This is a genomic window from Bacteroides ovatus (genome assembly GCF_001314995.1).
In the GTDB taxonomy this organism is placed as follows: Bacteria; Bacteroidota; Bacteroidia; order Bacteroidales; family Bacteroidaceae; genus Bacteroides; species Bacteroides ovatus.
Window position 1 is genome coordinate 3,034,657 of the sequence record NZ_CP012938.1, and the last position, 25,048, is coordinate 3,059,704.

The following is a 25,048-nucleotide window of genomic DNA, read 5'->3' on the forward strand; positions in this document are numbered from 1 at the left end:
CTAGTTCCCCTATACTCTCTCTGCATCTCCCCATAAACAGTCAACCGTTCTTCCAGTTCCCCTACTTTATTAAATTCAAATTCATCCGTCTATAAATTTACACAGAAACTATTTTTTGTATCTTTGCTTCCCTTTTACAGACATTTATTGAAAGAGAAAACTTATATCAATACTCAAAATGGAAAATAATAATTCGAGCCTGTATGCACAAAAGGCCGTTGAAAGTTTCTATCTGGACCGTCCATACGGTATAAGAATTGATTACTCCAGAAAAGGTTTCGTCCTGTTCAACCGGAAACTGAACCTGCTTGGAATGGACAAATGGAACTCAATTGAGGAATTACCGCTGGAAGAATATGACAACCCGGAAGAAATACCGGTTGAAGGGGTGGATATTCAAAGAAACAGCAGTAAAGTGGATGTATTCTTCTACACGGACAAATCCAGTCCCTACCATAACGGAACACTGGATATGGAGTGTCTCAAAAAATACAACAAATATATCTACCGTCTGTCAGTACTGCTGGGCAGAACCCTATAATAAAAGAGCCGCAAGCAATATGGCATACTGTTCACGGCTCCGGTAACATGTAATCTAAGGTATATAGAAAAGTTCAAACTCCCTCTTCCGCCTTGTCAATCATGGAAGGCGGATTTCCGGCACGGGCGGAAAAGGCGGAAATCGAAAGAACAATAAAAAAGTTTTTCCCATAATCCATTTTTCCGTTTGTGCTTTCAAACAACGCCGAAGGAAAGTCCGGCGTCTTCTTCCGCAATATTCCGATTCAAGTTATCCACATCCCGATGCATACGGCTGTAATCATTCCGACAGACCGCCAGTTCCTCAAACACGATTTGTTTAGGCAAAAGACGGTGACAATAATAGCTGCTGCCAAATGGGACACCTCCCCCTTTGTCAAACTGGATGCGTTTGTCAAACATCAGCAATTGAAGCTCCCTGTCCTTAAACAGCCGGCACGGACCGACACTGTTCAGCCAAAAATTGGACATCAGCAGGGCGAACGGCTTGTCCAGTTGCAGGCAGCGTTCAAAAACGTCCTTTTTTCTACTGAAAGGCGGATTAGATACAATAATATCCCAACAATCCGGCTCATAAGCAAAAAAATCCTGTCCGGTACTTATATGCGAGTATTTTACCTGAAATCCGGCTTCCTGCAGATGAAGCACGAACTCGCTGTGGCACGTGTCAAAAGGGCACCATATGATCTTCCCCTCAGGCAGATACTTGATGATGGGAGCCACTCCGTATCCCGGAGTGTATTTCTCGTCACTGCAGTTCTAGAACATCCTGCTCAATTTACTGGGCACGGACTCCTCCTTCCGTTTTCTCCGCCCCGTCATTCCTGTTATTGAAACTGAAACTCAGCTGCCGGACATCCTGCCAGTTATTTTCAAAGTACAAATCAATCGTTTGTGCCTCATTCGTACTCCTTGAAGTGTAATACAACCGGAACTTCTTCTCACTCAATAAATAGCGGTCATTGGGTTTCAGAACCGTACCGTCTTCCAGCTTCAACAATCCATTCCCGTCAGGCTGGAAATAGCGGAGAGTATAAAGCGTTCCGGAAAAATTGCCCTCTTCGGTAATTTCCAGACGGATTTCCACCGTCTGGCCGCCGGCTATCTTGTCCGCTACGGGCATCGCCTCTACCGTGAACGGATATTCCTGCTGAATATCCAGGTCATCACTACAAAAGGTAAAACAAAACAAGGCGGCTGCCATGCAGCACAATATCATTATCTGATCAAGTATCTTTTTCATTTTTCGTATGGATTTAGTCATTATAAAATGTATTTTATTCCCAAACCATATTGGGTATGGAAGTGCTTTGCGGCACTCCCCCAAAGAACACGTTCACGAAGACGCAGTAACAGGACGACCTTGTCTGAAAGATAAGTTTCCGCTTCCAGTATCACTGCACCGCCATAAATGAACGATTCATGTTTTTTCAGGACGGCACCGTCAAAGAGCAGTCCCTTTCCACCGTTTACAGTTTCATACCCCATCAATCCTGAAGCACCAATATTCAGAAATACATTTTTCCCCGGGTCGGAAAAGAAATTGTAATAGTAGCCGCCTTCCGCAGTATACTGCTCCAAAGGGATACGTGTATTACGGTAAGGATAATACCGCCACATGATTTCAATGCCCGATACCCATTTATTTCCTCCCTTGGCATAGGTAGAAACGGCAAGTCCGAAAGCGAATCCCGTATCATTACGGTCCTTCCCGCAATAAAAACCGTCAACCATATCCGCCATTAGCTGCACACCTTTCATACCCGGCAGGCAGCGTTGGGCCTGCGCCTGCCCCAGAAACAGGGCAAGCATAGCCGCAAGCAACAACACAAATTTTCCGGTCATTCTCATCGTACCTTCAATTCGTTGACGGGTTCAGCACGCACAAGGTCCTCATTATCCACCTCAAACATCTGGTGGCGTCCTCCCTGTTTCTCATACATCTCCACCACCAGTTTCTTGTCCTCCGGTATCGTAAATTTGGGTAACGCGAACACCGTACGTTCCGAGGACTTTCCATCCACACGGGTCACATAGTTGCAGGCACGCAAAGGATAGATCACCTGTTCCTGCATGGCGGTACGTTTCACGATCTTTTTGTCGACAATCTTGAAGGTCACGAAATCCACATCAAACGGGACATTCGTCTCATTCCTTAGCTGTGTATGAAAGTACAGCAGGTCATTATGGGTATAAAGCCCCCTAAGCAGGAACTGGACCCCGAAACGTTTACAGCCGATATGTCTGACCCGCCTTTTGTCCTGCCTGTGCACGGACTTCATAATCAGGCGTACCAGACGCGGGGACTCATTGCCAAGTTCCTGCAAATAGATTTCCATGGCATTGTTCGGACGGTTCACCGTTTCACCGTCATGGATGAAATCGCACATCTCCACGTTCAGCAGGAGCGGTTCATCCGCATACCTGACATTGAACGTGTAAAAATTTCCATCTTCAGTGATCACGCTCATGTTCGTCTCATCCCGGAAATGCTTTTTAGCAGCTTTCACACGGATCACGTTCTCCGCCGCATCCGCCTTTCCGGCTATCAGATTGGTGGACCCCAAGTCCACATACTTGATCGGGGAAGGAAATATCACATGTACCGTTTTATCATAAGTGATTTCCAGCCCGTGCGGGACTATCATCCGGCTAAAGCCGATCTTGCGACTCAGTCCCTCAAAAAAATCCCCGCTACTCAACTGCGCACTGGCAGCCGTCACACCCGTCATCAGGGCAAAAAACATCATCAGAATCTTTTTCATATCCGATTACATCTTGATTGGTTGGTTAATGATTGATTTTCTTTTACTGCTTTTGTGTCTCACTGTTCGGGAGAATGAAGCAACAGCCTGTGTCCTGCTTTCAGAGTGACCTTCACCGTCCGCATCTTTTTAGCGACATATCCCGACACGCCCTGTATCACTCCTTTTCCCAGGTCCGAAGCGATCTGCGCCCCGGCATCCGTAGAGATATTGATACTGCCGTTCATGGAGGTTCCCATATTTGCCGCTATCTCACGTGCCGCATCATACTCCATCGAGTTGGGGACCGGTATTCCCCGCTGGCCGTCCGCATCGTAAACCTCCAGTTCTACAGGAATAACCGTACCTTTATATTCAACCGCCTGAACAAGGATATCAAGCCGTTCACCTTCCATACGGGCTCCGCCGGTCAGGATCGTCCCCTTAGGAATAAACAGGTCATCGACCACCATCGGTTCCAGCAGGCGGATACGTAGCGCCTGACCGTCCGAAACAGTCTGTGTACCGTGTACACAGGCAGGAATGGTATTCCTGTCAGAAGTCAGCACTTTCCCCACAGGAGTATTGAACCCTACATTCCTTTCCCCCGCAAATCCGTTTCCGGATTCCCCGTTGCTCGCGGGTTGTGACAGGGAAGACACCACCTGATGCCGGACCTGTTTTACCGGTTTGACAGCCGTCCGCTGCCTTTTATCCATTGCCGGAGAAGTCGTCGCCGCCTGTTTCCCGTTGTATCGGGCAGCCAGTTCATAGGATTTCTCCATCAGCGCCATTTTCTCTTCCATCGTAGTCTCCTGCGACGGCTTTTTCATCTGCCGTTCATGCTCCAGCTCTTCGATACGTCGGAGCAGTTCATTCCTTTCGGAGTTCTCCGCACGGGTATAAAAATTATCCAGCGTACGGTTCATGTTACGATAGGCACCGGCAGAAGAATGGACAGTATTATGGGAACCTGTAGAGGGGTTATCCGCCTCTTCCACCGGTAATTCCGCCATGCCTTCAGGCAGGTGCACCGTATCCTTACCGGAACTGCCGAACAGCGAAGCCATCTCCTGAAATGCATTTTTACGGTACTTATCCTTTTTCTCCAATTCTTCACGCTCATAAGCGTCCACCTTGTTGCCGTCCATCCTTTGCTGTCCGGGGGAGGGAATATCCGTATTGAATCCCTTCTCTTTCTCCTCCGCCGCCCTCTCCTTCTCCAACGGCGAATAAATCAGCCATAACGAACCTGCAAAGAGCAGGCACATGGCGGGATAAACAATATACCTGGTACGCCTGCGTTTTTCCTCCGGACTCAAAGGTCTGTCAGCAGACAAGCCTAACAGTGTCCTGATTTTCTGAATGTCCATAATCATAATAGTCTTTAAAGTGAATGGTTGTATCTTTCTCCGGCTTTATATCCAAAGGGCGGATATGCTCAATTTGCAATCCCCCGCCCGTTTCTCCGAAACCCAAAAGGGAAGAGAGGAGCATATACAGGCAGCCTGCCATAAACAGGGCAAATGCAACGGCGATGACAGCCAACCGCTGCCCTGTCGTCAGTCTGCGGCAGTATCGGTGTATCAGGATGTCCGCCTGTTTCCACGGGTATTTTCTTCTTCTCATCGGTCGGCACTCCTTAAATCCTTGTTTTCCATAATGGTAAAATGCTCGATAATGAACCCGTTCGGATTGTCATCCGACCTGACAGCATTCTGAAGCCGACACTCCGTCACCAGGCTGCGCTCCGTCACGTTGCTCTCACGGATGATCATCTGCCGGGCATACGTCCTCGCCTTATAGGGATAACTGTTGAAGTCGCAAGACACGCTGTCCACCTGGACAACCTGATTGATGTTACCCGAAATCAGACGGTTGTAATACCCTTTCTCGGCAAGGTCCACATAATAATGGTAGGCACTCTTGTCAGCCAGCAGCAGAGCCCGGTGGATATTGTGCTCGATGGCGTCCTTCTGCGGTGAAAGGCTGAAGAAGAGTTCATGGAAGCGCCTCACATGCTCCCTGGCTTCCGCCGGACGGTTCTGGGAAAGATCCTGCGAGAGCGCAAGCATCAGCGACTTGCCGCCGTCCAGCACATAGATCTTTTCACGCTGCTTCTCGGCAAAACTGTAGGAACTCCACAACGAATAGCCAGTAATGAGCGTGCAGCAGCATACAAAGGCTGCCAGCATCAAGCGGATACGCCTGAAGCTGCTTTCAATATTGGTCAATGACTTGAATTCCATCTGTGAATCGTTTTTGATTGTTTATTTTCCACGTATACGCCCTCCGATATTACCCAGTGCCGCACCGCCGGCACCGGCAGTGAAACCACCGGCTTTAGTCGCCGTACGGTTCAGATTGCGGGAATAGTTGCCGCCACCTCCCGCCTGGACAATCCAGCCGGAAACGGTCGGAACGGTAAAATAACCGACAATCCCGATCAACATGAAAATGATGTACACACAGTTCGAATTGTCCAGTGAATAATCGGGATTTCCCTGCAGTTCGGCAATATCGTTCTGAAGCATGAGCACCTGTATCTTGGCAAGCATGCAACTGAACAAGTCGCTGACAGGAAGCCACAAGTAGACCGATATATATCTTGTGAACCACTGCCCGAGCGTGGACTGCAAGCCGTCCCACACCGAAATGGCGAAGGCTATCGGACCCAGCACGGAAAGTACCACCAGGAAAAAGGTCCTTACCGTATCTATCAGCAACGAAGCGGCTGCAAAAAGCAATTCCAGCAGGCTGCGGAAAGCGTCACGGATACTCTTCTCCAGATTATACATGCCCACTTCCATATACATTCCCAGACGGGTGGCGGCGTCTCCCGGAGACCAGCCGAGCTCGTCCAGCTGGCGGTCAAACTCCTCATCACTGACCAGATAGGCGGTTTCGGGATTGCGCATCATGGCCTCCCTCTCCAGCCGATCTTTCTGCGCCCTGTACTGCTGCATGTCCAGTGTCTGCCCTTCCAGCATCCTGTGGGTCCCCTGCACAATGGGACTTAAAATACTGTTCATCGTTCCCAGCACCAGTGTCGGAAACAGCAGGATACAGATACCCAGCGCAAAAGGGCGAAGCAGCGGATAGACGTCCACCGGCTCGGCACGGGCCATTGACTGCCAGACGCGGAGGGCGACATAAAACAGGGCACCCAGTCCTGCAACGCCCTTCGCCACACCCAGCATGTCCTCGCAAAGAGGCATCATCTCATTGTACAGACTCTCCAGTATCGTATGGAGGCTGGCAAAATCTATCGACAACAGTACCATGGCTACCAGTATCTGGAGGTTTCATCACCATAGAGCCTCATTACGCGGTCCATGTCGTTCCTCTTCCTGGCACGCAGGTAGCTCACGGCGATATTCCTGTTCGTATAATAACTGACAAGGTTCCGGTAACGGCGCATGTCACGGTAACACTCATCCACCACGTCCATGCGGTCCTTGTCCGTCATGGAGAGGGTGCTGACATCGATTACCTGCTTCAGATCCTGCAATACGCCGTTGCTCTCCTCCAGAAGTTTCGTATAACCGGAAGCGATGGCGTCCAGTTCCCTTACCGAGAAATTCTCATCCTTCATCATCCTGCCGAAGCCGGTGACATAGATATCCGACACGTCACCCACCATCAGGATGATTTCACGCACCTTGCGGGCGTCCCTCACCAGGTTATTCACGGATTTAAGGGCGTCATAGTATTTTTTTGACTGCTCATAGATCTTGACCGTTTCGGAAAAGCTCTGCGCGGTGTTCGTGGCCGTCTTGGAAGTATGCGCAATATTGTCCGACATGTTGATGATACCCTGGGCCAGGTTTCCGGGATCGGTAACCACCCACTGAGCGCTTGACTGTACGGTTGCCAGCAGAAACACCGTACAAACAAGGCTTGCCTTTTTCCATATGCCTCCCGTTCTCATCGTCTGTTTTCATTACGTACATAATCACCGTGAGGGGAAAAAGTCAGCACGTCGGTCGCTTCATTATAGGATACGTCAATGCGGTATCCGGTATTGATGAAAAGGTTGCCGTTCTCCTCGACCAGCAGGTAGGTCCGCGGTTTCAGGACACGTGCCTTTCCGCTGCGGGAAAAGACCGTCACCTTATAGGCTCCGCCTTCCTTGTAGACCAGCACATCAGGCTTACCCTCCACGCTGCTCCACGAACCGCAGAGTCTGTCACAATCCGTTCCGTTTGCTTCCATACAACTTTGCAATACCATGGCGGCCATGCCGACCAGGCATACCGCCAGCCTCACCAATTGTCTGTTTCTCATAACTTCGTTCATTTAGGGGTTGATACTTGTTTTTGTTCTTCTCTTTTCCTTTCAGCCAGCCGCTGGACGGCAAGCTCCAGATTGCCGCCCAGTTCCCGCGTCAGTTCATGGAGTTCCAGCTTCTCGGATTCCTCGGTCGTGTACACGTAGGCTAAGCACCCAGCGCCTTGTCATATTTCTATGGTAGGTTTCCGAGTACTCGCCTCCGAACCGGACTTACAAGTCTCCCTGTATCCGGCTCTCCACTAATTAATTCAGTCTGATTCTTCGGTCGGGGTCTATTTTTGCATGACACTTTGAGCAGACAGCCAAAGTTTTTCGTCTTCGAGCTATCATTTTCTTTTCCCAGTCGGATTTACCTTTCAGGTCTTTAAGTTTGCGAACGTGATGCATTTCGAGTTTATCGGTAGCACCGCATAATTCGCAGACTTGGAGCTTCAGCCTTTCCATAAGGCTGTTACGTCCACCTGTTATGGAAACTGTCCGTGGAATAGTGTCACAGTAAATATTCCCTGCAACCTTTTTGCGTTTGAAACCATCATGATAAAATGATTGGTAAAGTGTCTTACCCTTACTATTTTCATATGCCACTTGGAAAACCTTGTTCTTTTTATATTTCAGAAGTATTTTCTTTACAGATGATTTGTATTTGTTCGCAAATACCTTATACATGCTGTATGACATAATGTGATAGAAAGAATTGATGACATAGCTGTTATTGGCTATTGAGTAGTAATTATAGAACCCTCGGATTTCGGCATTGAACTGACTGACTATTTCCAAGTCATCCAAGTTCAGCATGTACGTTCTGACGATGGATTTCCAAACCTCTTTGCCATTGACGACCACGATTCTTGCGGCTTTATAATCAAAGAGTTTTTTCCGCATCGTTTCAAAATTCAGGTACAATACAGGCTTGTGTCCGAATGCACGAACCGTTTTACCGTACTTATCCTTACGTAAATCGTTACACCTACGTATAAATACGTCATATCCGAGAAATTTCGCCGGTTTCTGCGCATTGGTTATCAGTGTCTTTTCGTCTGACAGTTCCAGTTTAAGAGCTTCATTCAAATAATTCTTAATATCCTCTTTTACTGTTTTGCAGTCTTCAAGATTACCGGTAATTCCAATCAGAAAGTCATCTGCGTATCTCACGTATTTTAACCGTTTGATACTGCTGTCCATTTCATTACGTGCCGGATAGTTGTTCCGTTCTTCTCGTAGCCGCTTAATTTCGGCGGTCATCTGTTTCCTTACCTTTACATCTTTCTCATTCTTTAGTTTCTTTGCCAGTCGGTATCTTCGCTGTTCGTAGAGCTTGTATCGAGCGTCGCCTTTTCTTGTTACCCCTTTATTGAACCGATTGATGTATTCCTTGATGTACTTGTCGAACTTGTCAAGGTAGATGTTAGCCAGTATTGGGCTGATAATCCCGCCTTGCGGAGTTCCACTGTACGTTCTATGAAATACCCAGTCTTCCACATATCCGGCATTCAGGATTTTTCTGATAAGCCGCAAAAATCTCTCGTCGGCGATACGTTCCCGAAGAATATTAATCAGTACGTCATGATTGATATTGTCGAAGAATCCTTTAATATCGCCTTCAATAAACCATTTCACGGCAGTGAATGTCTTTTGTATATCTATAAGAGCAGTATGACAACTTCGTTTGGGACGAAACCCATGTGAAGTATGTTCAAAACTACCTTCATAGATTGCTTCAAGTATCATTCTGACTACTTCCTGTACCAGCTTATCATCAAAAGAGGGTATGCCAAGCGGACGTTTTTTCCCGTTTTTCTTAGGTATGTACGTCCTTTTGGACGGATTAGGCTGATAAGTCTCATTTTTAAGACTGCCAATCAGTTGTTCAACTCGGTCAATGCTCATTCCGTCAATGGTTTTTCCATCGGCTCCTGCCGTCATGTTGCCTGTCTTGCTGTAAATATTCTGATAGGCTACATAAAACATTTCCTCGTTAAACAGCACTCTATACAGCCGCTCAAACTTATAGTTCAAGTTACCGCTGTGTTTACTCAGACTGTTCAACACATTTTCTGGATTTCTCATGTCTCTCACATCTTCCTTTAAATTGTTAAACTTAATTAGCTGCTCCCCTTCGCCATGTACAGGGCGTTACCCTGCTCAGACTACTATGGAAGCTCCGTTGCCATGCCGGATATTCAGGGGCAGACCCCATAGCCCTACAACTGGCTTTCCGGTTTAGGCAATCCCCGTTTAGAAATTTGACGACTATTTGGCTCGATAGATTGTCGGATACGACTTTCGTCCTTTACTACTTATGGTAGTTGCCTTGCGGTAAGTTTATGCTACTCCTGCTACGTGTCATCAGTGTAGTACCACAACATAACGGTATAATTCCGAAGAATTATTCAACTGTCTTCCGTCATTGCCCAAGGATACGACTGCTCGGACTATCGTTCAACCAATGCAGGCTTTATCCTCATATCTATCATTTTAACTTGCCATTCGGTCGCAGCCTGACAGTTGGCTGACTTATGGCTTTACCAACGTGCTATGTTCCCTTGTGGGGTTTTCCCCTCCGGTTAGCGGTTGTTAATGGGCATTTTAAACACTTGCCCAGTCGCTTGCCAAAGCGACATTCGTCAAATTCCCTTTACGGGCGCACCGCATACTCCTCCGCGCTGACCTCCGTCGCATAAACGGCGGAGTGTGTTCCGCCCAGCCCGATCCAGACTTCACGGTAGAAAGGTCCGGGACGGTTCGCACGGTTGATGGAAAGGATCTGCCCCCTCTCCTTCTCCGTCAGTCCCAGAAGTTTCTGGATATGTTCGAACTTGTTCATATATTTACGCTGGTCAAGCAGTATCTTGCAGTCCGAGTTGTTGATGATCGCCTCCTTGACAATATCCGAGGAGATGATGTCGTCCACCTCCTGCGTCACTACCACGGCCTCACCGAAATACTTTCTGACGGTTTTAAAGAGATACTTGATGTATTCACTCATGTTGGCGGACATCAGGGCTTTCCAACATTCCTCAATCAATATCATCTTGCGGATTCCCCTGAGCTTTCTCATCTTGGATATAAAGGTTTCCATGATAATAAGCGTAACCACCGGAAGCAGGACCTTGTTGGAGGAGATGTTGTCCAGTTCAAAGACTATGAACCGTTTGTTCGTCAGGTCCAGTTCCTTGTCGGAGTTCAGCAGGAAGTCATAGTCCCCGCCCCTGTAAAACGGTTCCAGCACATTCAGAAAGCCGTCAATATCGAAGTCCTTTTCACGCACCTTCTTTTGCTCGATCATATGGCGGTAGTCATCACGGACAAACTCATAGAAGCCGTTAAAATCCGGCCTGGACGCCCTGTCATCCGTAATCCGGCGGATATAGGCATTCACCGCACCCGACAGGGCCACCTCCTCCGAACGTTTCGGGGCTTCGTCCTCCCGTTTCCACAAAGTCAGAATCAGCGTCTTGATACTCTCACGTTTTTCAACGTCAAACTGTCCGGAATCCGTATAAAAAGGATTAAAAGCTATCGGATTATCCTCCTCATACGTTATATAGATGCCGTCCTCACCGTGCGTACGGTCATGGATCATACGGCACAGTCCCTGGTAACTGTTGCCCGTGTCCACCAGCAGGATATGCGTGCCCTGTTCATAATATTGTCTGACCAGGTGGTTGGTAAAAAAGGATTTGCCGCTACCGCTGGGACCGAGAACAAACTTGTTGCGGTTCGTGATGATACCGCGTTTCATCGGCAGGTCGCTGATGTCAACATGCAGGGGGATGCCGTTCCGGCGGTCAGCCATACGGATGCCGAACGGGCTGGGAGAACTCCGGTAATTGGTTTCAGCCGTAAAGAGACAGACGGCCTGTTCCAGAAAAGTGTAGAACGACTCCTCTGCCGGAAAATCACCCGCATTGCCGGGAATGCCAGCCCAGTAGAGCACCGGGGCATCCACCGTATTGTGCCTCGGCGTGCATTCCATCATGGCAAGCTGGCTGCCGGTATCGTTCTTCACACGTCTGAGTTCCTCCCTGTCTTCAGCCCACGCCGTCACGTTGCAATGGCAGCGGACGGGCAATACGCCCTTCGTATGGGCTTCATCCAGATACATCTCCGTCCACTCCCGGTTTACCGCATTACTCCGGCTGTACTTCGAGAGGGAGAGCATGTTGCGCGAAGTTTTTTCCATTGTACGGAGAATCTCCTGCGCGTCGTCTATAAACACATACTGCGAATAGATATGGTTACAAGGAAGCAACAGGCCGACGGGAGCGGCGAACGAGAGGCGGCAGTCACTGCGGTCGGTGGACATACGCTCATAACGCATATCGGTGGACACCCTGCCGGGAAGGTCCTCCGTATCAGATAGGGTATGCACACACAGCCGCTTGTCACCCACACGCATGCCGCCGGGATTAAGACAGATGTCCTGAAGCACGGCGGTTTCATCCTCCAGCGACAGGGAGAAATATTTCTCCACCAGTCCGGGACGTCCCTCAGTGCCGGTAATCTCGTCCGCCTCCAGCCTGCGCAGGCTGACATGGCCGGAATCGTTCATGATACGCTCGAACTGTTCCACAGCTTCCAGAAACCGGGCCGCCGTGTCCTTGTCAACCATCTCCTTGGGCAGAAGGGAACCGCGGCAGAGGCTGTTGAAGTCACTCCTCTGCCGGCTGCGCTCACGCGTGGTCTTCGTCAGATACAGGTAGCATTTGTGGTTCAGGTACGGGCGCTCGTTGAAATGGCGCTCATAGCTTTTCGACAGGAAGCTCTGTTCACCGTCCCGGAAATCAGGACGGTAGATCTCCTTCGTGAACCAGTCCTGCTTGCAGACAACCGAAAAATCCGGCAGCACTTTGACAGCCTTTACCCAGGACGAGTGGACAGCCTCGTATTCGGCCGCAGTCATAGTAAACAGTTCGGGAAGTTCCACCTCAAAGGCCACGGTCAGGTCGGCGTCCTTGCTGACAATGCAGCCGTTTTCCACAGACAGCAGGGGGAACTTACGTTCAAGCGTTTCAGCTTTCAATACATTTCTCATTTCTTTCTTCTTTTGGTCAGTAATCGGAATAATCTCCTGCGGTGGATCAGATAACGAGGATGGCGTTTCCCCGACAGCAGCTTCATAAGGCCGTGTTCACCATACCGGGCATTCAGGCGGAAGGTCAGCCAGACCAGCAGCGAACCGGACAGGAGTCCGAAAGGAATGCATATCCACTGGTTCACACCGGCTATATAAAGGATGACCACCACAAGCAGCACCGCGACAAGCCCGCCCGCAAAAATAAAAAGGTACTGTGATTTCAGGCCCTTGAACTCCAAAGGATTACCCGCGCCTTTATTTATCTCGTATTCCATAGCCTTTAGAGGAAGAAGGAACGCAGGATAGTGGCGGCCACAATCAAAAATATACAGGCGAAAAACCAGCTGGCTGCCGTCTTGCTGGTATCGGGATCACCGCTTGAAAACTTGCTGTAGGTCTTGATACCCCCGACCAGTCCAAGCACCGCGCCGATGGCATAGCACAGTTTGGTTGCCGGATCGAAATACGAGGTCAGCATGCTCGTGGCTTCGTTAATGCCCGCAAGCCCCTGCCCCTGCGCAAAAGAGCCGGCTGCGAAAAACGCGAAAAGCACTGAAAAAAGGATTCTCTTTCTCATTGTAGAATCGTTTAAGGTGAGACATAAAATTGAATTCGAACGCAAATATAGGAGGGGACAAAAGACCATGATACAAACATTTCATCAGGTGGCAGCAAATGTCAGCAGATGTCATATCTTGCAAAGCACAGACGTCTTTCAGCCCGGTTGAAAGAGAAACAAGTCTGTTAATATCTGCCAGAAAACCATATTGATAAAAGCAATTTAATTCCAGAGCTTGTCAGTTCTCCATTAACAGCATCAAAGCTTATAAGAAGTTCTTTCTTAAACGTAAAACAAAAAGACGTTTACAACAGCCGGTTTTCCATCAAAAGAACAGAAGCGAAGAAATGCCAATGAAACATAATGAAGAAAGGACAATTCCATGTTTTCCGGAATATTATTGCTATCTTCGTGGCAAATAAACTGACAGGACAATGGAAACAGTTCAATATGATTACAAACAGATTCTGCAGCGCATCGTTGCAGAAATCAAAAGTTCAAGAATCCAGGTTGCACGCAAGATAACCAGTGCAACAATGGAATTATATTGGAACATCGGCAAGGAACTGTCCGCACAACATTTGAGCAAAGGATACGGAGCACAGGTAGTGGAAATGCTTGCTTCTGATTTGCAGAAAGAATTTCCCGGAACTACGGGCTTTTCTTCGAGGAACCTCTGGGAAATGAAACGGTTTTATGAACGATATTGCGGGGAAAGCCGGAAACTGCAACAGAGCGTTGCAGTTTTACCTTGGGGACACAACCTGTTGTTAATGAGCAAGTGCAAGAACCCGGAAGAAATATACTTTTACGCGACAAGGAGCACGGAACTGGGCTGGACAAGGGATGTGCTGCTGAATTATATCAAAGCGGACGCTTTCTCAACAAGGGAGGAACAACCCAAATTGCATAATTTCAAGGAAACCCTGCCGGAATGTTTACAGGAACAGGCGGAAGAAATGTTGAAAAGCAGGTATAATCTGGAATTCCTGGGAATCACAAAACCTATACTGGAACTGGAATTGGAAAGAAGGCTCGTGGACAAGATAAAAACATTCCTGCTCGAAATGGGAAAGGGGTTCAGCTTTATCGGAAACCAGTACCGCCTAGTACTGGAGGATAAGGAATATTTTGTGGATATGCTCTTTTTCAACCGCTGTACCCGGTCCCTGATAGCGCTGGAATTAAAAATAGGTTCATTCCAACCTGAATATGTGGGGAAAATGAACTTTTACCTGAACCTGTTGGACAGACAGGTAAAGATGCCGGACGAGAACCCGTCCATCGGTATTATATTGTGTGCGGACAGGAACAATGTGGAAGTGGAAGTGGCCTTGCAAGGCTCAACGGCTCCGATCGGAGTTTCCGAATACAGTTACCTGATTCCACAAAAACAGATCAAAGAGTTAATCAACAACGAATTGTCCGGAAATAAGGAATAGAAGAAAACAGCCGTAAGGAAAATAAAAACGCATCCCGGCATTTGTTCCGGGATGCGTTTTTGGTATACCCGAAAGGTCACAGATATTGCTTCCAACCGTCCGATACAGGTACGACAGATTTTGTTTTCCGCACGGACAGAGGGTTCCCGTTCCCGTCCAGATATTTTCCCATCAGACTGTCAATGACATTCTTATTCTCGACCTGGGAAGAAAAAATCTCAAACAGGTCTGTTTCCCGGATGGTGTGCAGAGTAAGGGCCGCACGGAGAGATTTCTCCTCATCCTTGTCCGCATCATTCAGTTTAAACAATACGTTGCCAGCATTGTCAAGATCATCAGGCGTTACGACCCGTGAAACGGCATCCACTGCCGGATACGTTCCGTCCAGTTCTTCCTGTTCCTCTTTCAGCATTCTCATCTCCTCCAACGGTAATTTACATTCCACTTCTTCCTCAGCGACATCTTCCTCCTCACCTATAAAATCCGCAGCCGTTTCCAACGGCTGGCTCATATAGGGGGCAACGCTCTTTCCTGCATCCTCATCCAGATAGACAAAACAGGTGCTGCCCATAATGCCGGATTCGCCGCCCGGTTCCGACAAGACATTTTCCAGCTCTTTCTCTTTTACGGGAGGTAACTTCGTATACAGCAGGTCACAAATTTCACGTATCTTCTTTTTCTGCCCACATACCTTATATAATATATAACAGGCACAGGCAAGACGTATCGACAAATAAACTATAGTTCCCATTCCACCGGTTTTTGGGTCGCTTCCCGATTATACATTCCGTTAATTATATCCTGATACCTTTTCAGATGGTCCGACAGTACACTGTTCACAAATGTGGGGACAGACATTTCCGGTGCAATGACCGGAAGCACCCTGGCCAGGACCTTATACAGTGAATCATGTATATAAGTCTGTCTTCTGGCTCCAGTCAGTTTCTGTTGCAGGAATTGTTCCCGGTAATCATCAAAGCCGTATGCCCGCGGTGTTTTCTTCCCCGCGAACGGTTTCTTCTCAATGGAGACATCAGGTTTCTTTTCTTTTTCTTCCGACACTCCGGAGGCACCGGCATCTTCTTCCGGCCGTTCATCCTGTTTCCTTATCTTTTCCAAGGCCGTTGTATCTCCGGCTACCATACGCTTGAGCGCGTCCTCGTCCACATTATAGACGGATCTGTTCTTGTTTGCCATAGTCATGTCCGGTTAAAGTCCGAGTATGGTTTCCATTTCAGCGGCAAGCAGATCGAGGTTGCTTCCTTTCAGAGCGGCGGCGGAAGGCGGAAACAGGGTGCTGCGGAATATCTGCCCGTTCAAACCGACATCCTTTTTATAACGCTCCGCAGCCGGAAGGACCGTATTCAATACAGGTAATCCCAAAGAACGGATGATTTCCATATAAGCGTCATACAAGTCCCTGGAGACGCGCTTGTCCATTTTATTCCAGAACATATGGATATCACGCAAGGGGACTCCCTTGTGATGAAGCAGATATTCCCGGATGGACAGGACAAATGACATGCTGCTCTGCATGACCATCCTCTCCTGGGTGATCGGGGTAAAAACATAGTCCATATTGATGATGGACTGGAAAACGCCTGTGGTATTGACCGTTCCGGGAAGGTCCAAAAGGACAAGGTCATATTCGGTATCGGAACGGTCTATAAAACCATAGGCAGTTTCCTTGGCTTGTTCGGGCGTGGAAGCCAGGATATTGTAGGCCTTTCTGCCCGTATCCCCGAACTGCTCCACCAGCAAACTTTGCAGACGAGGGGTCTTTTCCACATTTTTTATGTCCCATTCACGCATAGTCATCATGCTGTGCTGGGGGTAGTCACAATCTACCACAAGCACGTTCTTTGCCTTATGGTAATGGAAATAGCTGGCAAGCAACACGGTTAACGTTGATTTACCGACTCCGCCCTTCTGATTGCTGAGGGCTACAAATAAAGGTTCCTTCTTCATAACTTCATGAAATTAAGGGTTAATGACTTATTTTCTTTTCGCCTGTATCCTTACATCAAGTGACGCCGCACAATACTGTACAGCAGCATGAATACGGCTATGTATCACTGTTTCCATACATGGGCGGTATCGCATCCAACCGGGGTACACAGTACCGTCCCGTCACAGTCTGCACCACATCAATACGACTTCTCTTGTGCCGGACCGATACGATACATGCAGCCTTGCGTCACGCTAAAAACGGAATGTACCTTTGATGCCAAACGTCAATATTCGTTATGCACGACTGTATCTATACAAAAGCTGCCTCATGGCATCGATACGCCTACGTATCATTGCAACGGAACGGTGCCGTATCCATACATGACCAACGTCACATTCAACCGGAATACACAGTATTGTCCCACTACCATAGGCACCGTATTGATAAAGCATTTTTTATACCGTACCGTTCCATCCCTTACTGCATTGCGTCACGCCAAAAGTAGAACGGATTTTTGATACAATAACTAAAATCCGCTTCACCTGACATGACATGTCATCAGATGTCATCACTTGTCACATAAACTTCTATTTCACAATCACTTAATCCGTCATAACTTTGCAAAGTCGGAATAAGACTATGGAGGAAACCATGCTTCATCGGACTACAGCACGCCGTGAACGTCGCGCAGCAATCCGACGAAGGAGGATTCTATGTTCAAACGAACATAGCAAGTTGTGTTTTCGTCCGACAGGAAGTGTCCTGTCCGACGAAAACCACTTGCCCGACCTGACAGTCGGGGTATTTCCTCCAAAGTCGGAAATTCTAATGAGAAAAAGAGTATGGACCCAATACCCAAAAGAATATGAAAGAAGAAGCGAGAGCGAAAACAGGCAGAAAGCCCAAAAGCGATCCGGCGGACTACAAATACAGCTTCCGCCTGAATGCCGGAGAGAACACGAGGTTTGAAAAGCTGGTTACAGCATCAGAAGCAAAAGACAAAACACGTTTCATTAAAAAAGCCATCTTCGGAGGTACAATCAAAGTGGTTAAAATCGACAAGGCGACAATGGATTACTACATCCGCCTTACGGAATTTCACAAACAATTCCAGGCTGTCGGTAACAACTACAATCAGGTCGTACGCGCCATCAAGACCAATTTCGGGGAAAAACGTGCGATGTCGCTACTTTACAAACTGGAGAAAATGACACTTGAACTGATGCTACTGACTAAAAAAACTATAGCGCTAACCGAAGAATACCAAAAGAAATGGTTGCAAAAATAAGTCATGGAGCCAGCCTCTACGGGGCACTGAATTACAACCATGAGAAAGTGGAGAGAGGAACGGCTGAAATACTCTCCGGCAACCGGATGATTTCAGACCGCCTGGGGCTACCAAGCGAGGACATGCGCCTTGCATTACTCTCATTTGAAAATTACCTGCTAGCAAACAGGAACACGGAGAAACCTGTCCTGCACATCGCACTCAGTCCGGCACCGGAGGACAAACTTGATGATAAACAGCTGGCAGAACTGGCACAAATGTACATGCAGAAAATGGGATATGGCAAGCAGCCATACATTACCTACAAACACGGGGATACGTACAATACGCATATTCACATTGTAAGTGTATGTGTGGATGAAGAGGGACGGAAAATCAACGATTCTTTCGAGCACCGCCGTTCCATGACCGCCTGCCGGGAATTGGAAACGGATTTCGGATTGCGCAACAGCGCGGACATGGAAGAGCGGAACCTGAAAGCGGAATTAAAGAAAGTCAATGCATCCGGGGGCGATATACGGTATCAGATAGGAAACACCCTGAAAGCGGTGCTCAGGAGTTACTGCTTCCAGACATTCGGGGAATACAGTGCAGTATTGTCTACCTTTAATATTGAAGCAAGGCAGGTACGGGGAGAATTCAAAGGCCAGCCTTATACCGGTATTATCTACTCGGCAACCGATGATAGCGGGAAAGTGGTCAGCCCGCCTTTCAAGAGTTCACGCTTCGGAAAACGTTTCGGGAACGAACGCCTGAAAAAGAAAATGCTTTCACACACCAGGGATTTCAAGGATGGTAAATGGGCACCGGCTATTCATGCACAGGTGGCTTATGTCATGCGGCACGCACGTTCCCGTGAAGAACTGACAGGGCTATTAAAGAAAGCACGCATTGATGTGATATTCCGGGAAAATGAAAAGGGACGTATCTATGGTGTCACGTTCATCGACCATAACAGGCGGGAAGTATTCAACGGTTCGCGCATGGGCAAGGAGTTTTCTGCTAACATTTACAATGAACTTTTCAAATGGTGGGACGGTATACCTGCCACAGAACGTTCTGCACATACCGGCACCGAACTATGGCAGCATCATTCGCACAAGGCGGAACCGGGAAGCGCATTGGAACAGGCCGCAGGCATATTCTCCATGGAAACCAGTCCGGTAGATTATGAAGAAGAGGCCCTTGCGCGCCGCATGAAGAAAAAGAGGAAAGCGAAACGAAAGTCTCGCGGCGTCTAAAAAGCAGTCATTTATATTAACCCATTTTATACACAATTCTTATGCAACAAGAAGATGATTTGAGAGCACTCGCCAAAATAATGGAATTCGGAAGGGCAGTGAGCATTTTTCTTTTAGTGGTACACGTGTATGTGTATTGTTATCCGAGCATTACCAGTTGGAATTTAAATCTGGAAGTGATAGACAAGATAATTATGAACTTCAACAATACAACCGGTATTTTCAATTGCGTCTTATGGAGCAAACTGGCAGTTACCCTGCTGCTGGCTGTCTCGTGTCTGGGGACAAAAGGCGTCAAGGGCGAGAAGATCACCCGGCATAAAATCTATGCAGCACTCTTCGCAGGATGCATCCTTTTCTTTCTCAACTGGTGGATATTGGATTTGAGCCTGCCCCATACGGCTGTCACCACACTTTATGTCTTCACATTGGTTTCCGGTTATCTTTGCCTGCTGATGGCAGGATTATGGATGAGCCGTTTATACAGACACAACCTGATGGAAGATGTATTCAATCTCGAAAACGAGTCTTTCCAACAGGAAACCCGGTTGATGGAAAATGAATACTCAGTCAACTTGCCGACAAAGTTTCAGTATCAGGGGAGGCTCAATGACGGATGGATTAATGTGGTAAATCCCTTCCGCGCAACCATAGTTTTGGGGACGCCCGGTTCGGGAAAATCATACGCAGTGGTAAATAACTACATACGCCAGATGATTTCAAAGGGATATAGTTGCTATATCTATGATTACAAATTCGATGACCTGTCCGTAATCGCGTATAACACATTGTTAAACAATATGGATAAATATAAGGTAAAGCCCAAATTCTATGTCATTAATTTCGATAACCCGCGTAAATCACATAGATGTAATCCTATCAATCCGGAGTTCATGACGGACATCTCGGATGCATATGAAGCAAGCTACACAATCATGCTGAATTTGAACAAAACGTGGATTGAAAAACAGGGAGATTTTTTTGTGGAATCACCCATCATTCTTCTGGCGGCAATTATCTGGTATTTAAAGATTTACAAAAATGGCATCTATTGCACATTCCCTCATGCAGTGGAACTGCTGAACAAACCGTATTCAGATTTATTTACTATATTAACCTCTTATCCGGAGCTGGAGAACTACCTTTCACCCTTTATGGACGCCTGGAAATCCGGAGCGCAGGACCAGCTCCAGGGACAGATTGCCAGTGCAAAAATCCCGCTCACCAGAATGATTTCTCCACAGCTTTACTGGGCAATGACAGGTAATGATTTTTCCTTAGATATTAACAACCCGAATGAGCCGAAACTGCTGTGCGTAGGCAATAATCCCGACCGGCAGAATATTTATTCGGCAGCCCTGGGATTGTACAACTCCCGCATTGTAAAGCTGATTAATAAAAAAGGACAACTGAAAAGCACGGTAATCATTGACGAATTACCGACTATATATTTCAGGGGACTGGACAATCTGATTGCCACGGCACGAAGCAACAAGGTAGCAGTCTGTCTGGGCTTTCAGGATTTCAGCCAATTAAACCGCGATTATGGTGAAAAAGAATCCAAAGTGGTGCAAAACACTGTGGGCAATATTTTTAGTGGCCAGGTGGTCGGGGAAACCGCCAGGACACTTTCAGAGCGGTTCGGGAAAGTACTCCAGAAGCGGCAGTCCGTATCCATCAACCGTCAGGATGTGTCCACCTCTATCAACACGCAACTCGACTCTCTTATTCCTGCTTCCAAGATAGCAAACCTCTCGCAGGGGACCTTTGTCGGTGCCGTATCGGATAATTTCGGGGAGAAGATAGACCAGAAAATCTTTCATGCGGAGATCATCGTCGACCATGCAAAGGTCAGCGCGGAGGAGAAGGCATATAAGCCGATCCCTGTCATTAATGAATTCAGGGACAGGGAGGGAAACGACATCATGATGCAGCAGATAGGGCGGAACTATGACAGGATCAAGGCGGATGCGCAGGCAATCATCAACATGGAAATGGAACGCATTAAAAAAGACCCGGAACTCTGCAAACGACTGGGACTGGAGAATAAAGATGACCAAAAGAAGAAAAACGGGGAACAGGAATAAATGCGCATTCCCCCTCCATGATTTTGAAAGATGAAACAGACCCCAGAAAACGAGGCCTGTCCTGTATATCATGTTCCCTTATTCACACAATCCCGTATTTCTTCAGCTTGTAATACAGGGCAGTCCGGCTGATGCCGAGTATACGGGCGGCAAGGGTGCGGTTGTTGCCGGTCTGCCCAAGTATCCGAAGTATCTGCTGCTCCTCCTTTTCCGGACGGATAATCATATTTCCCAATTTCACGTCCTGATCCAGATTCAGTTCCTGCGCGGATATCCGCCCCTCCCCGGCAAACACGACGGCACGCCGGACGGTATTCTTCAGCTCACGAATATTCCCTGGCCAGCCGTATTGTCGTAACACGGCAGCCGCTTCCCGGTCGAAGCCCTGAACCGATTTCCCGTATCTCGCGGAAAACTGCTTCAGAAAGAATTCAGCCAACGGAAGGATATCCTCCCCGCATTCGGAGAGCAGGGGAACCCGGATAGTGAACTCGTTCAGCCGGTGGTACAAATCCTCCCGAAAACTCCCTTCCGCTATAGCTTTCTCCAGATCCGCATTGGTGGCGGCGATAAGGCGGACGTCAAAGGGACGTTCCCTGACTGTCCCGACCGGCAAATAACGCTTCTCCTGCAGAACACGAAGCAGTTTCGTCTGATTCACGGGAGCAAGGTTACCGATTTCATCAAGGAACAACGTACCACCTTCGGCAGCCTGAAAAAGTCCCGCCTTGTCACTGTCCGCACCCGTAAACGCCCCCTTACAGTGTCCGAAGAACTCGGATCTGGCAAGATCATCGGAAACAGCACCGCAATCCACGGCAACAAAAGGCTTGTGTCTGCGCAGGCTCCGCTCATGAATCTCAGCAGCAATATGTTCCTTACCCGTACCCGATGCTCCGCGAAGCAAGACGGACATGTCGGAACGGGCCACAGGGCCTATCAGCCGGTACATTTCACGGGCCTTTTCACTTTCACCGCAGTAGAATTCTGTGCTGCCATGCTGCGAACGGCTGAGCTCTTTTTCTATGACTTCCCAAAGCCGGTCCGGTTGTACCGGCTTGCAAAGGTAATTGGAAGCCCCAAGCTGCATGGCTTCCACTGCATTCTCCACCTGACCGTAACTGGTCATGATAAGGAACGGGATGGAATAATGTTTTCCTTTCATCCACTTCAGCAACTCCATACTGCTGCCGTCCGGCAGGCGTAGGTCTGCCAGGACAAGGTCGAACTCTTTAGCCTGAAGTTCCTTACGGGCTGCCGAGAGTGTAGCCACATGCCCGGTTGTCATACCCTTTTTCTTCAACCAGTTACTGATACTGCGGCTGAAGACAACATCATCCTCTATAATCAGTATATTTTTCATTTACTTATTTTATATTCTTCTTTATATTTTCAGCACAGGTAGTTAGTTTCCCTGCTGCTTCCCCTATCTTATAGATACACCTTATCTGTTCTTCCGTCCAGAGTTCCGGATCGGACAGCACAACTGTTTGCAGTTCCTCTATCGGATAATCAAGGCGGACACTTGTCCACAAGGGAAGGTTCTTGTGCAAGATCTCACGGACTGTCTGGCGGTCATCCTTTTCCAACGCCCCATGTAACCTGTCAAGGTCCTTGCGGCTTTCCGAGATAAAGACACCGAGCATCTCATCCTTATTGTCTTCTTCCGAAAGAATCAGAGAGAAATCCGGTTGCCATACCGTCCGTCTTGTCTTTCCGACAATTCGGGAAACGGTTTCCAACAGGTCATTCATCAGGAAAGGCTTACGGACACATCCGGAAAATCCCCGGGAAAGGTACTCTTCTTCCGGATCCATATCGGCAGTCACGGCTATGACCGGAATTGTTCCAGCCCTTTCCATATTGGATGAACGCAACAACTCCAGCAACCCGAAACCGTCCATGTCAGGCATGCGGATATCCGTCAACAACGCGTCATAATCCTCATCCCGCAATTTTGCAACCACCTGCCGGAAATCGGTATAACAGTCACATTCAACCCGGTTTCGCCTGAACATCTCCCGTGTTACGGAAAGTTGTCTCGGGTCATCGTCAAGAAGGAGAATACGCAGTCCTTCCGTTTGATAATCAGACGGAAATTGTAACTCCTCCTTCAAGGAACTACTGTCGGCAGGGTAAAGGGGCAGAGATACGGTAAAACAGCTGCCTTTCCCCGGGTGACTCTCCACCCCGATGGAACCGCCCAGCTGTGAAACAAGCCGGGAAACGATAGCAAGGCCAAGCCCGAAACCTGAAATGCCGCGGGCATTGTCAAGCCTTTCGAACGCATCGAATATCCGTTTCTGCTCCTCATCATTCATCCCCGCTCCCGTATCCTGCACTTTGATACACAGTTCTCCGCTACTGAATGTCGCTTCCAGCCGGACATATCCTTTCCCGGTAAATTTCAGGGCGTTGGAAAGCAGGTTGTTCACAATCTGCTGCAAATGTCCCTTGTCGCAACTGACAACAACGTTCAGACCGGAATACCGGGGAAACAGTTGCAATCCTTTCTTTTGGACGAGCGGCATGTAATTGTTTGCAATCTCCCTGAACAGGGTTTCCAGACAAAAGACGGAGATATTCTCTCGTGCCTGCCCTGTATCAAGCAGATAGAAATTCATCAGCGTGTCAACCAGAGAAAGCATATAGTCCGATGCATGCCGGATATTTTCAGCGTATTCCGCCTGTCCGGCCCTTTCCTTTTCATCGGGCAACAGTTCTGCCGTTGCTCTGATGGTGGCAAGGGGAGAACGCAGGTCATGGGCGATAGTCAGCATCATACACTTCCTGGATTGGAGAAGTTCCGTGTTTTCCCTGTTGGAAGCTTCCAACTGACGCCGGTATCGGTTCCGTCGATTCAACTCCCTATGTATGATAATATAAAGGAGAATAGTCAGCAATGAAATAAAGACGGCAAGGGTGGAAACCGTATAAAAGGACCGGTCTCGTGCCCAAAGGAACTGCATGTAACGTTCTTCAAGGCGCCGGTCCGTTTCCGATTCAAAATCCCTAATGATACCGTACAATCTGCAGTTTAATGCCATATTATTATTGTACAGACGCTCCATTTGTGCCAACAACCTTTCACGCTCAGTCTCCTGCCTGCCGGTCAGTTCCCTGTTCAGAGAATACAGCATACCGGCAGTTGAAATCTGCCGGTCCATTTCCGCTGGATGCAGCCGTTCCCGTTTTTCTTTCTGTTCCAAATAAACGGATTTTCTCTTCTTGCGTTTGAGGAAGGACCAGAAACTTTTCTTCGGAATTTCCTCTTTTACTCCAACAAGCGTTCTGTCATCGCGGGCACGGGATGCAATCATCGGAATTTTCCGGTTTATGATTTCACCAACCGAACGAAAACGACTGAACGTATGCATAACCGTGTCAAGCAACTGCCCCTTTCTCTCCAAAAGCAGGCACAGCGAATCTATACGCACCCGTTGTTCAGATGTATGAACATATTGCTTCAAGGACTGTAATGTGCCGCATACTTCATCTCTCCTTTTCTGGTAAGTACTCCGATCGTTCTCGTCCCACACACTGACCGTCTCTCCATAAGTAGCAAGATCCAACAGACCGGCGTAGGCTTCGCCGGTCAGATGCCAGAAATGAAGAAGTTCCTGTTCATCCTGTTGAAGCATAATACGCTTTGTCTGTTCTTTGCGGAAAAAATAAATGGTAAAAGTGAGCAGGGCAATCAGAGTGATATATCCTACAAATATTTTAAATCTCAGCCACATGATTCGTTTTGTTTTTCTTTCTCCTTTCCTTCTCCTGTTCTACCGACTCAGGAAAAGGAAAGGCAGATAATACCGCTGAACATATC

Annotated in this window: 24 protein-coding genes and 1 pseudogene; 6 read left to right on the forward strand and 19 right to left on the reverse strand. The window is 48.0% G+C overall.

Annotation, left to right across the window (positions count from 1 at the left end; translation table 11 throughout):
- The first annotated feature begins 178 nt into the window (after positions 1 to 178).
- Positions 179 to 541 carry a hypothetical protein gene (locus Bovatus_RS12090; protein ID WP_004297770.1) on the forward strand — a complete coding sequence of 121 codons (363 nt, stop codon included), beginning with the start codon at positions 179 to 181 and terminating at the stop codon, positions 539 to 541.
- A gap of 194 nt (positions 542 to 735) precedes the next feature.
- On the opposite strand, the gene Bovatus_RS25505 is transcribed toward Bovatus_RS12090, so the two are convergent.
- The 14 genes and pseudogenes from Bovatus_RS25505 to Bovatus_RS12160 form a co-directional block, all read right to left on the reverse strand.
- A complete protein-coding gene (locus tag Bovatus_RS25505) occupies positions 736 to 1,263 on the reverse strand; it encodes a hypothetical protein (protein ID WP_004297772.1) in 528 nt (175 codons plus the stop codon).
- Positions 1,264 to 1,318: 55 nt separating this feature from the next.
- The gene (locus Bovatus_RS12100) at positions 1,319 to 1,783 is read right to left on the reverse strand and encodes a DUF3872 domain-containing protein (protein WP_008026727.1); all 465 of its coding nucleotides are present in this window, start codon (positions 1,781 to 1,783) and stop codon (positions 1,319 to 1,321) included.
- Between the two features lie 20 nt (positions 1,784 to 1,803).
- A complete protein-coding gene (locus Bovatus_RS12105; protein WP_004297774.1) occupies positions 1,804 to 2,391 on the reverse strand; it encodes a conjugal transfer protein TraO in 588 nt (195 codons plus the stop codon).
- Positions 2,388 to 3,305 (reverse strand): conjugative transposon protein TraN, encoded by a 918-nt coding sequence (gene traN / locus Bovatus_RS12110; RefSeq protein ID WP_004297775.1) that lies wholly within the window; start codon positions 3,303 to 3,305, stop codon positions 2,388 to 2,390. The genes Bovatus_RS12105 and traN overlap by 4 nt, the downstream gene beginning before the upstream one ends.
- A gap of 59 nt (positions 3,306 to 3,364) precedes the next feature.
- Positions 3,365 to 4,663 carry a conjugative transposon protein TraM gene (gene traM, locus Bovatus_RS12115; RefSeq protein ID WP_052587906.1) on the reverse strand — a complete coding sequence of 433 codons (1,299 nt, stop codon included), beginning with the start codon at positions 4,661 to 4,663 and terminating at the stop codon, positions 3,365 to 3,367.
- Complete coding sequence (locus Bovatus_RS12120) at positions 4,614 to 4,913, reverse strand: TraL conjugative transposon family protein (protein ID WP_004297777.1); 300 nt, start codon at positions 4,911 to 4,913, stop codon at positions 4,614 to 4,616. Before Bovatus_RS12120 ends, traM begins: the two co-directional genes overlap by 50 nt.
- The gene (traK, locus tag Bovatus_RS12125; protein WP_004297778.1) at positions 4,910 to 5,533 is read right to left on the reverse strand and encodes a conjugative transposon protein TraK; all 624 of its coding nucleotides are present in this window, start codon (positions 5,531 to 5,533) and stop codon (positions 4,910 to 4,912) included. The genes Bovatus_RS12120 and traK overlap by 4 nt, the downstream gene beginning before the upstream one ends.
- A gap of 21 nt (positions 5,534 to 5,554) precedes the next feature.
- The gene (traJ, locus tag Bovatus_RS12130; protein WP_004297779.1) at positions 5,555 to 6,568 is read right to left on the reverse strand and encodes a conjugative transposon protein TraJ; all 1,014 of its coding nucleotides are present in this window, start codon (positions 6,566 to 6,568) and stop codon (positions 5,555 to 5,557) included.
- Positions 6,569 to 6,570: 2 nt separating this feature from the next.
- Positions 6,571 to 7,215 carry a DUF4141 domain-containing protein gene (locus Bovatus_RS12135; protein WP_004297780.1) on the reverse strand — a complete coding sequence of 215 codons (645 nt, stop codon included), beginning with the start codon at positions 7,213 to 7,215 and terminating at the stop codon, positions 6,571 to 6,573.
- On the reverse strand, positions 7,212 to 7,571 hold the full coding sequence (locus Bovatus_RS12140; protein ID WP_052587913.1) for a DUF3876 domain-containing protein: 360 nt from the start codon (positions 7,569 to 7,571) through the stop codon (positions 7,212 to 7,214). Before Bovatus_RS12140 ends, Bovatus_RS12135 begins: the two co-directional genes overlap by 4 nt.
- 249 nt (positions 7,572 to 7,820) lie before the next feature.
- The gene (locus Bovatus_RS12145) at positions 7,821 to 9,644 is read right to left on the reverse strand and encodes a reverse transcriptase/maturase family protein (RefSeq protein WP_004297783.1); all 1,824 of its coding nucleotides are present in this window, start codon (positions 9,642 to 9,644) and stop codon (positions 7,821 to 7,823) included.
- A gap of 568 nt (positions 9,645 to 10,212) precedes the next feature.
- Positions 10,213 to 12,612, reverse strand: a complete 2,400-nt coding sequence (locus tag Bovatus_RS12150; protein WP_052587907.1) for a TraG family conjugative transposon ATPase — start codon at positions 12,610 to 12,612, stop codon at positions 10,213 to 10,215.
- Positions 12,609 to 12,929, reverse strand: a complete 321-nt coding sequence (locus Bovatus_RS12155; protein WP_004297787.1) for a DUF4133 domain-containing protein — start codon at positions 12,927 to 12,929, stop codon at positions 12,609 to 12,611. Before Bovatus_RS12155 ends, Bovatus_RS12150 begins: the two co-directional genes overlap by 4 nt.
- 5 nt (positions 12,930 to 12,934) lie before the next feature.
- A pseudogene (locus Bovatus_RS12160) lies at positions 12,935 to 13,316 on the reverse strand (DUF4134 domain-containing protein).
- Between the two features lie 331 nt (positions 13,317 to 13,647).
- On the opposite strand from Bovatus_RS12160, the gene Bovatus_RS12165 reads away from it, so the two are divergent.
- On the forward strand, positions 13,648 to 14,655 hold the full coding sequence (locus Bovatus_RS12165; RefSeq protein ID WP_004297790.1) for a PDDEXK nuclease domain-containing protein: 1,008 nt from the start codon (positions 13,648 to 13,650) through the stop codon (positions 14,653 to 14,655).
- Positions 14,656 to 14,731: 76 nt separating this feature from the next.
- On the opposite strand, the gene Bovatus_RS12170 is transcribed toward Bovatus_RS12165, so the two are convergent.
- Genes Bovatus_RS12170 through Bovatus_RS12180 form a run of 3 tightly spaced genes read right to left on the reverse strand, consistent with a single transcriptional unit; the run spans position 14,732 to position 16,623 of the window.
- Positions 14,732 to 15,406, reverse strand: a complete 675-nt coding sequence (locus tag Bovatus_RS12170; protein ID WP_004297792.1) for a DUF4122 family protein — start codon at positions 15,404 to 15,406, stop codon at positions 14,732 to 14,734.
- Positions 15,394 to 15,852: a DUF3408 domain-containing protein gene (locus Bovatus_RS12175; protein WP_008026391.1), complete on the reverse strand. Its 459-nt coding sequence runs from the start codon at positions 15,850 to 15,852 to the stop codon at positions 15,394 to 15,396. The genes Bovatus_RS12170 and Bovatus_RS12175 overlap by 13 nt, the downstream gene beginning before the upstream one ends.
- Positions 15,853 to 15,864: 12 nt before the next feature.
- Positions 15,865 to 16,623, reverse strand: a complete 759-nt coding sequence (locus Bovatus_RS12180) for a ParA family protein (protein WP_004297794.1) — start codon at positions 16,621 to 16,623, stop codon at positions 15,865 to 15,867.
- A gap of 87 nt (positions 16,624 to 16,710) precedes the next feature.
- Here Bovatus_RS12180 and Bovatus_RS25240 point away from each other — a divergent pair, with 87 nt between their 5' ends.
- The 4 genes from Bovatus_RS25240 (at position 16,711) to mobC (ending at position 21,222) form a co-directional block, all read left to right on the forward strand.
- Positions 16,711 to 17,124: a hypothetical protein gene (locus Bovatus_RS25240; protein WP_085939367.1), complete on the forward strand. Its 414-nt coding sequence runs from the start codon at positions 16,711 to 16,713 to the stop codon at positions 17,122 to 17,124.
- Positions 17,125 to 17,471: 347 nt separating this feature from the next.
- Positions 17,472 to 17,894 carry a conjugal transfer protein MobA gene (gene mobA / locus Bovatus_RS12190; protein ID WP_004297798.1) on the forward strand — a complete coding sequence of 141 codons (423 nt, stop codon included), beginning with the start codon at positions 17,472 to 17,474 and terminating at the stop codon, positions 17,892 to 17,894.
- A complete protein-coding gene (mobB, locus tag Bovatus_RS12195; RefSeq protein WP_004297799.1) occupies positions 17,879 to 19,135 on the forward strand; it encodes a conjugal transfer protein MobB in 1,257 nt (418 codons plus the stop codon). The genes mobA and mobB overlap by 16 nt, the downstream gene beginning before the upstream one ends.
- 41 nt (positions 19,136 to 19,176) lie before the next feature.
- Entirely contained in the window at positions 19,177 to 21,222 is a 2,046-nt protein-coding gene (gene mobC / locus Bovatus_RS12200; protein WP_004297800.1) for a conjugal transfer protein MobC, read from the forward strand.
- A gap of 82 nt (positions 21,223 to 21,304) precedes the next feature.
- Here mobC and Bovatus_RS12205 read toward each other — a convergent pair whose 3' ends face one another.
- Both Bovatus_RS12205 and Bovatus_RS12210 read right to left on the reverse strand, forming a co-directional pair.
- A complete protein-coding gene (locus Bovatus_RS12205) occupies positions 21,305 to 22,585 on the reverse strand; it encodes a sigma-54-dependent transcriptional regulator (protein WP_004297801.1) in 1,281 nt (426 codons plus the stop codon).
- A gap of 4 nt (positions 22,586 to 22,589) precedes the next feature.
- Positions 22,590 to 24,962, reverse strand: a complete 2,373-nt coding sequence (locus Bovatus_RS12210; RefSeq protein WP_004297802.1) for an ATP-binding response regulator — start codon at positions 24,960 to 24,962, stop codon at positions 22,590 to 22,592.
- Positions 24,963 to 25,048 lie beyond the last annotated feature (86 nt).

What these genes read in the sequence shown, in the direction of transcription:
- mobC (WP_004297800.1), top strand. Translation starts at nt 19,177, where the DNA reads ATGCAACAAGAAGATGATTTGAGAGCACTCGCCAAAATAATGGAATTC.
- Bovatus_RS12205 (WP_004297801.1), bottom strand. Translation starts at nt 22,585, where the DNA reads ATGAAAAATATACTGATTATAGAGGATGATGTTGTCTTCAGCCGCAGT.
- Bovatus_RS25240 (WP_085939367.1), top strand. Translation starts at nt 16,711, where the DNA reads ATGAATACGGCTATGTATCACTGTTTCCATACATGGGCGGTATCGCAT.
- Bovatus_RS12120 (WP_004297777.1), bottom strand. Translation starts at nt 4,913, where the DNA reads ATGAGAAGAAGAAAATACCCGTGGAAACAGGCGGACATCCTGATACAC.
- traM (WP_052587906.1), bottom strand. Translation starts at nt 4,663, where the DNA reads ATGATTATGGACATTCAGAAAATCAGGACACTGTTAGGCTTGTCTGCT.
- traK (WP_004297778.1), bottom strand. Translation starts at nt 5,533, where the DNA reads ATGGAATTCAAGTCATTGACCAATATTGAAAGCAGCTTCAGGCGTATC.
- Bovatus_RS12090 (WP_004297770.1), top strand. Translation starts at nt 179, where the DNA reads ATGGAAAATAATAATTCGAGCCTGTATGCACAAAAGGCCGTTGAAAGT.
- Bovatus_RS12145 (WP_004297783.1), bottom strand. Translation starts at nt 9,644, where the DNA reads ATGAGAAATCCAGAAAATGTGTTGAACAGTCTGAGTAAACACAGCGGT.
- Bovatus_RS12180 (WP_004297794.1), bottom strand. Translation starts at nt 16,623, where the DNA reads ATGAAGAAGGAACCTTTATTTGTAGCCCTCAGCAATCAGAAGGGCGGA.
- Bovatus_RS12135 (WP_004297780.1), bottom strand. Translation starts at nt 7,215, where the DNA reads ATGAGAACGGGAGGCATATGGAAAAAGGCAAGCCTTGTTTGTACGGTG.
- Bovatus_RS12165 (WP_004297790.1), top strand. Translation starts at nt 13,648, where the DNA reads ATGGAAACAGTTCAATATGATTACAAACAGATTCTGCAGCGCATCGTT.
- traJ (WP_004297779.1), bottom strand. Translation starts at nt 6,568, where the DNA reads ATGGTACTGTTGTCGATAGATTTTGCCAGCCTCCATACGATACTGGAG.
- Bovatus_RS12140 (WP_052587913.1), bottom strand. Translation starts at nt 7,571, where the DNA reads ATGAGAAACAGACAATTGGTGAGGCTGGCGGTATGCCTGGTCGGCATG.
- Bovatus_RS12100 (WP_008026727.1), bottom strand. Translation starts at nt 1,783, where the DNA reads ATGAAAAAGATACTTGATCAGATAATGATATTGTGCTGCATGGCAGCC.
- Bovatus_RS12210 (WP_004297802.1), bottom strand. Translation starts at nt 24,962, where the DNA reads ATGTGGCTGAGATTTAAAATATTTGTAGGATATATCACTCTGATTGCC.
- Bovatus_RS12105 (WP_004297774.1), bottom strand. Translation starts at nt 2,391, where the DNA reads ATGAGAATGACCGGAAAATTTGTGTTGTTGCTTGCGGCTATGCTTGCC.
- Bovatus_RS12150 (WP_052587907.1), bottom strand. Translation starts at nt 12,612, where the DNA reads ATGAGAAATGTATTGAAAGCTGAAACGCTTGAACGTAAGTTCCCCCTG.
- mobA (WP_004297798.1), top strand. Translation starts at nt 17,472, where the DNA reads ATGAAAGAAGAAGCGAGAGCGAAAACAGGCAGAAAGCCCAAAAGCGAT.
- Bovatus_RS12175 (WP_008026391.1), bottom strand. Translation starts at nt 15,852, where the DNA reads ATGGCAAACAAGAACAGATCCGTCTATAATGTGGACGAGGACGCGCTC.
- Bovatus_RS12155 (WP_004297787.1), bottom strand. Translation starts at nt 12,929, where the DNA reads ATGGAATACGAGATAAATAAAGGCGCGGGTAATCCTTTGGAGTTCAAG.
- mobB (WP_004297799.1), top strand. Translation starts at nt 17,879, where the DNA reads ATGGTTGCAAAAATAAGTCATGGAGCCAGCCTCTACGGGGCACTGAAT.
- Bovatus_RS12170 (WP_004297792.1), bottom strand. Translation starts at nt 15,406, where the DNA reads ATGGGAACTATAGTTTATTTGTCGATACGTCTTGCCTGTGCCTGTTAT.
- traN (WP_004297775.1), bottom strand. Translation starts at nt 3,305, where the DNA reads ATGAAAAAGATTCTGATGATGTTTTTTGCCCTGATGACGGGTGTGACG.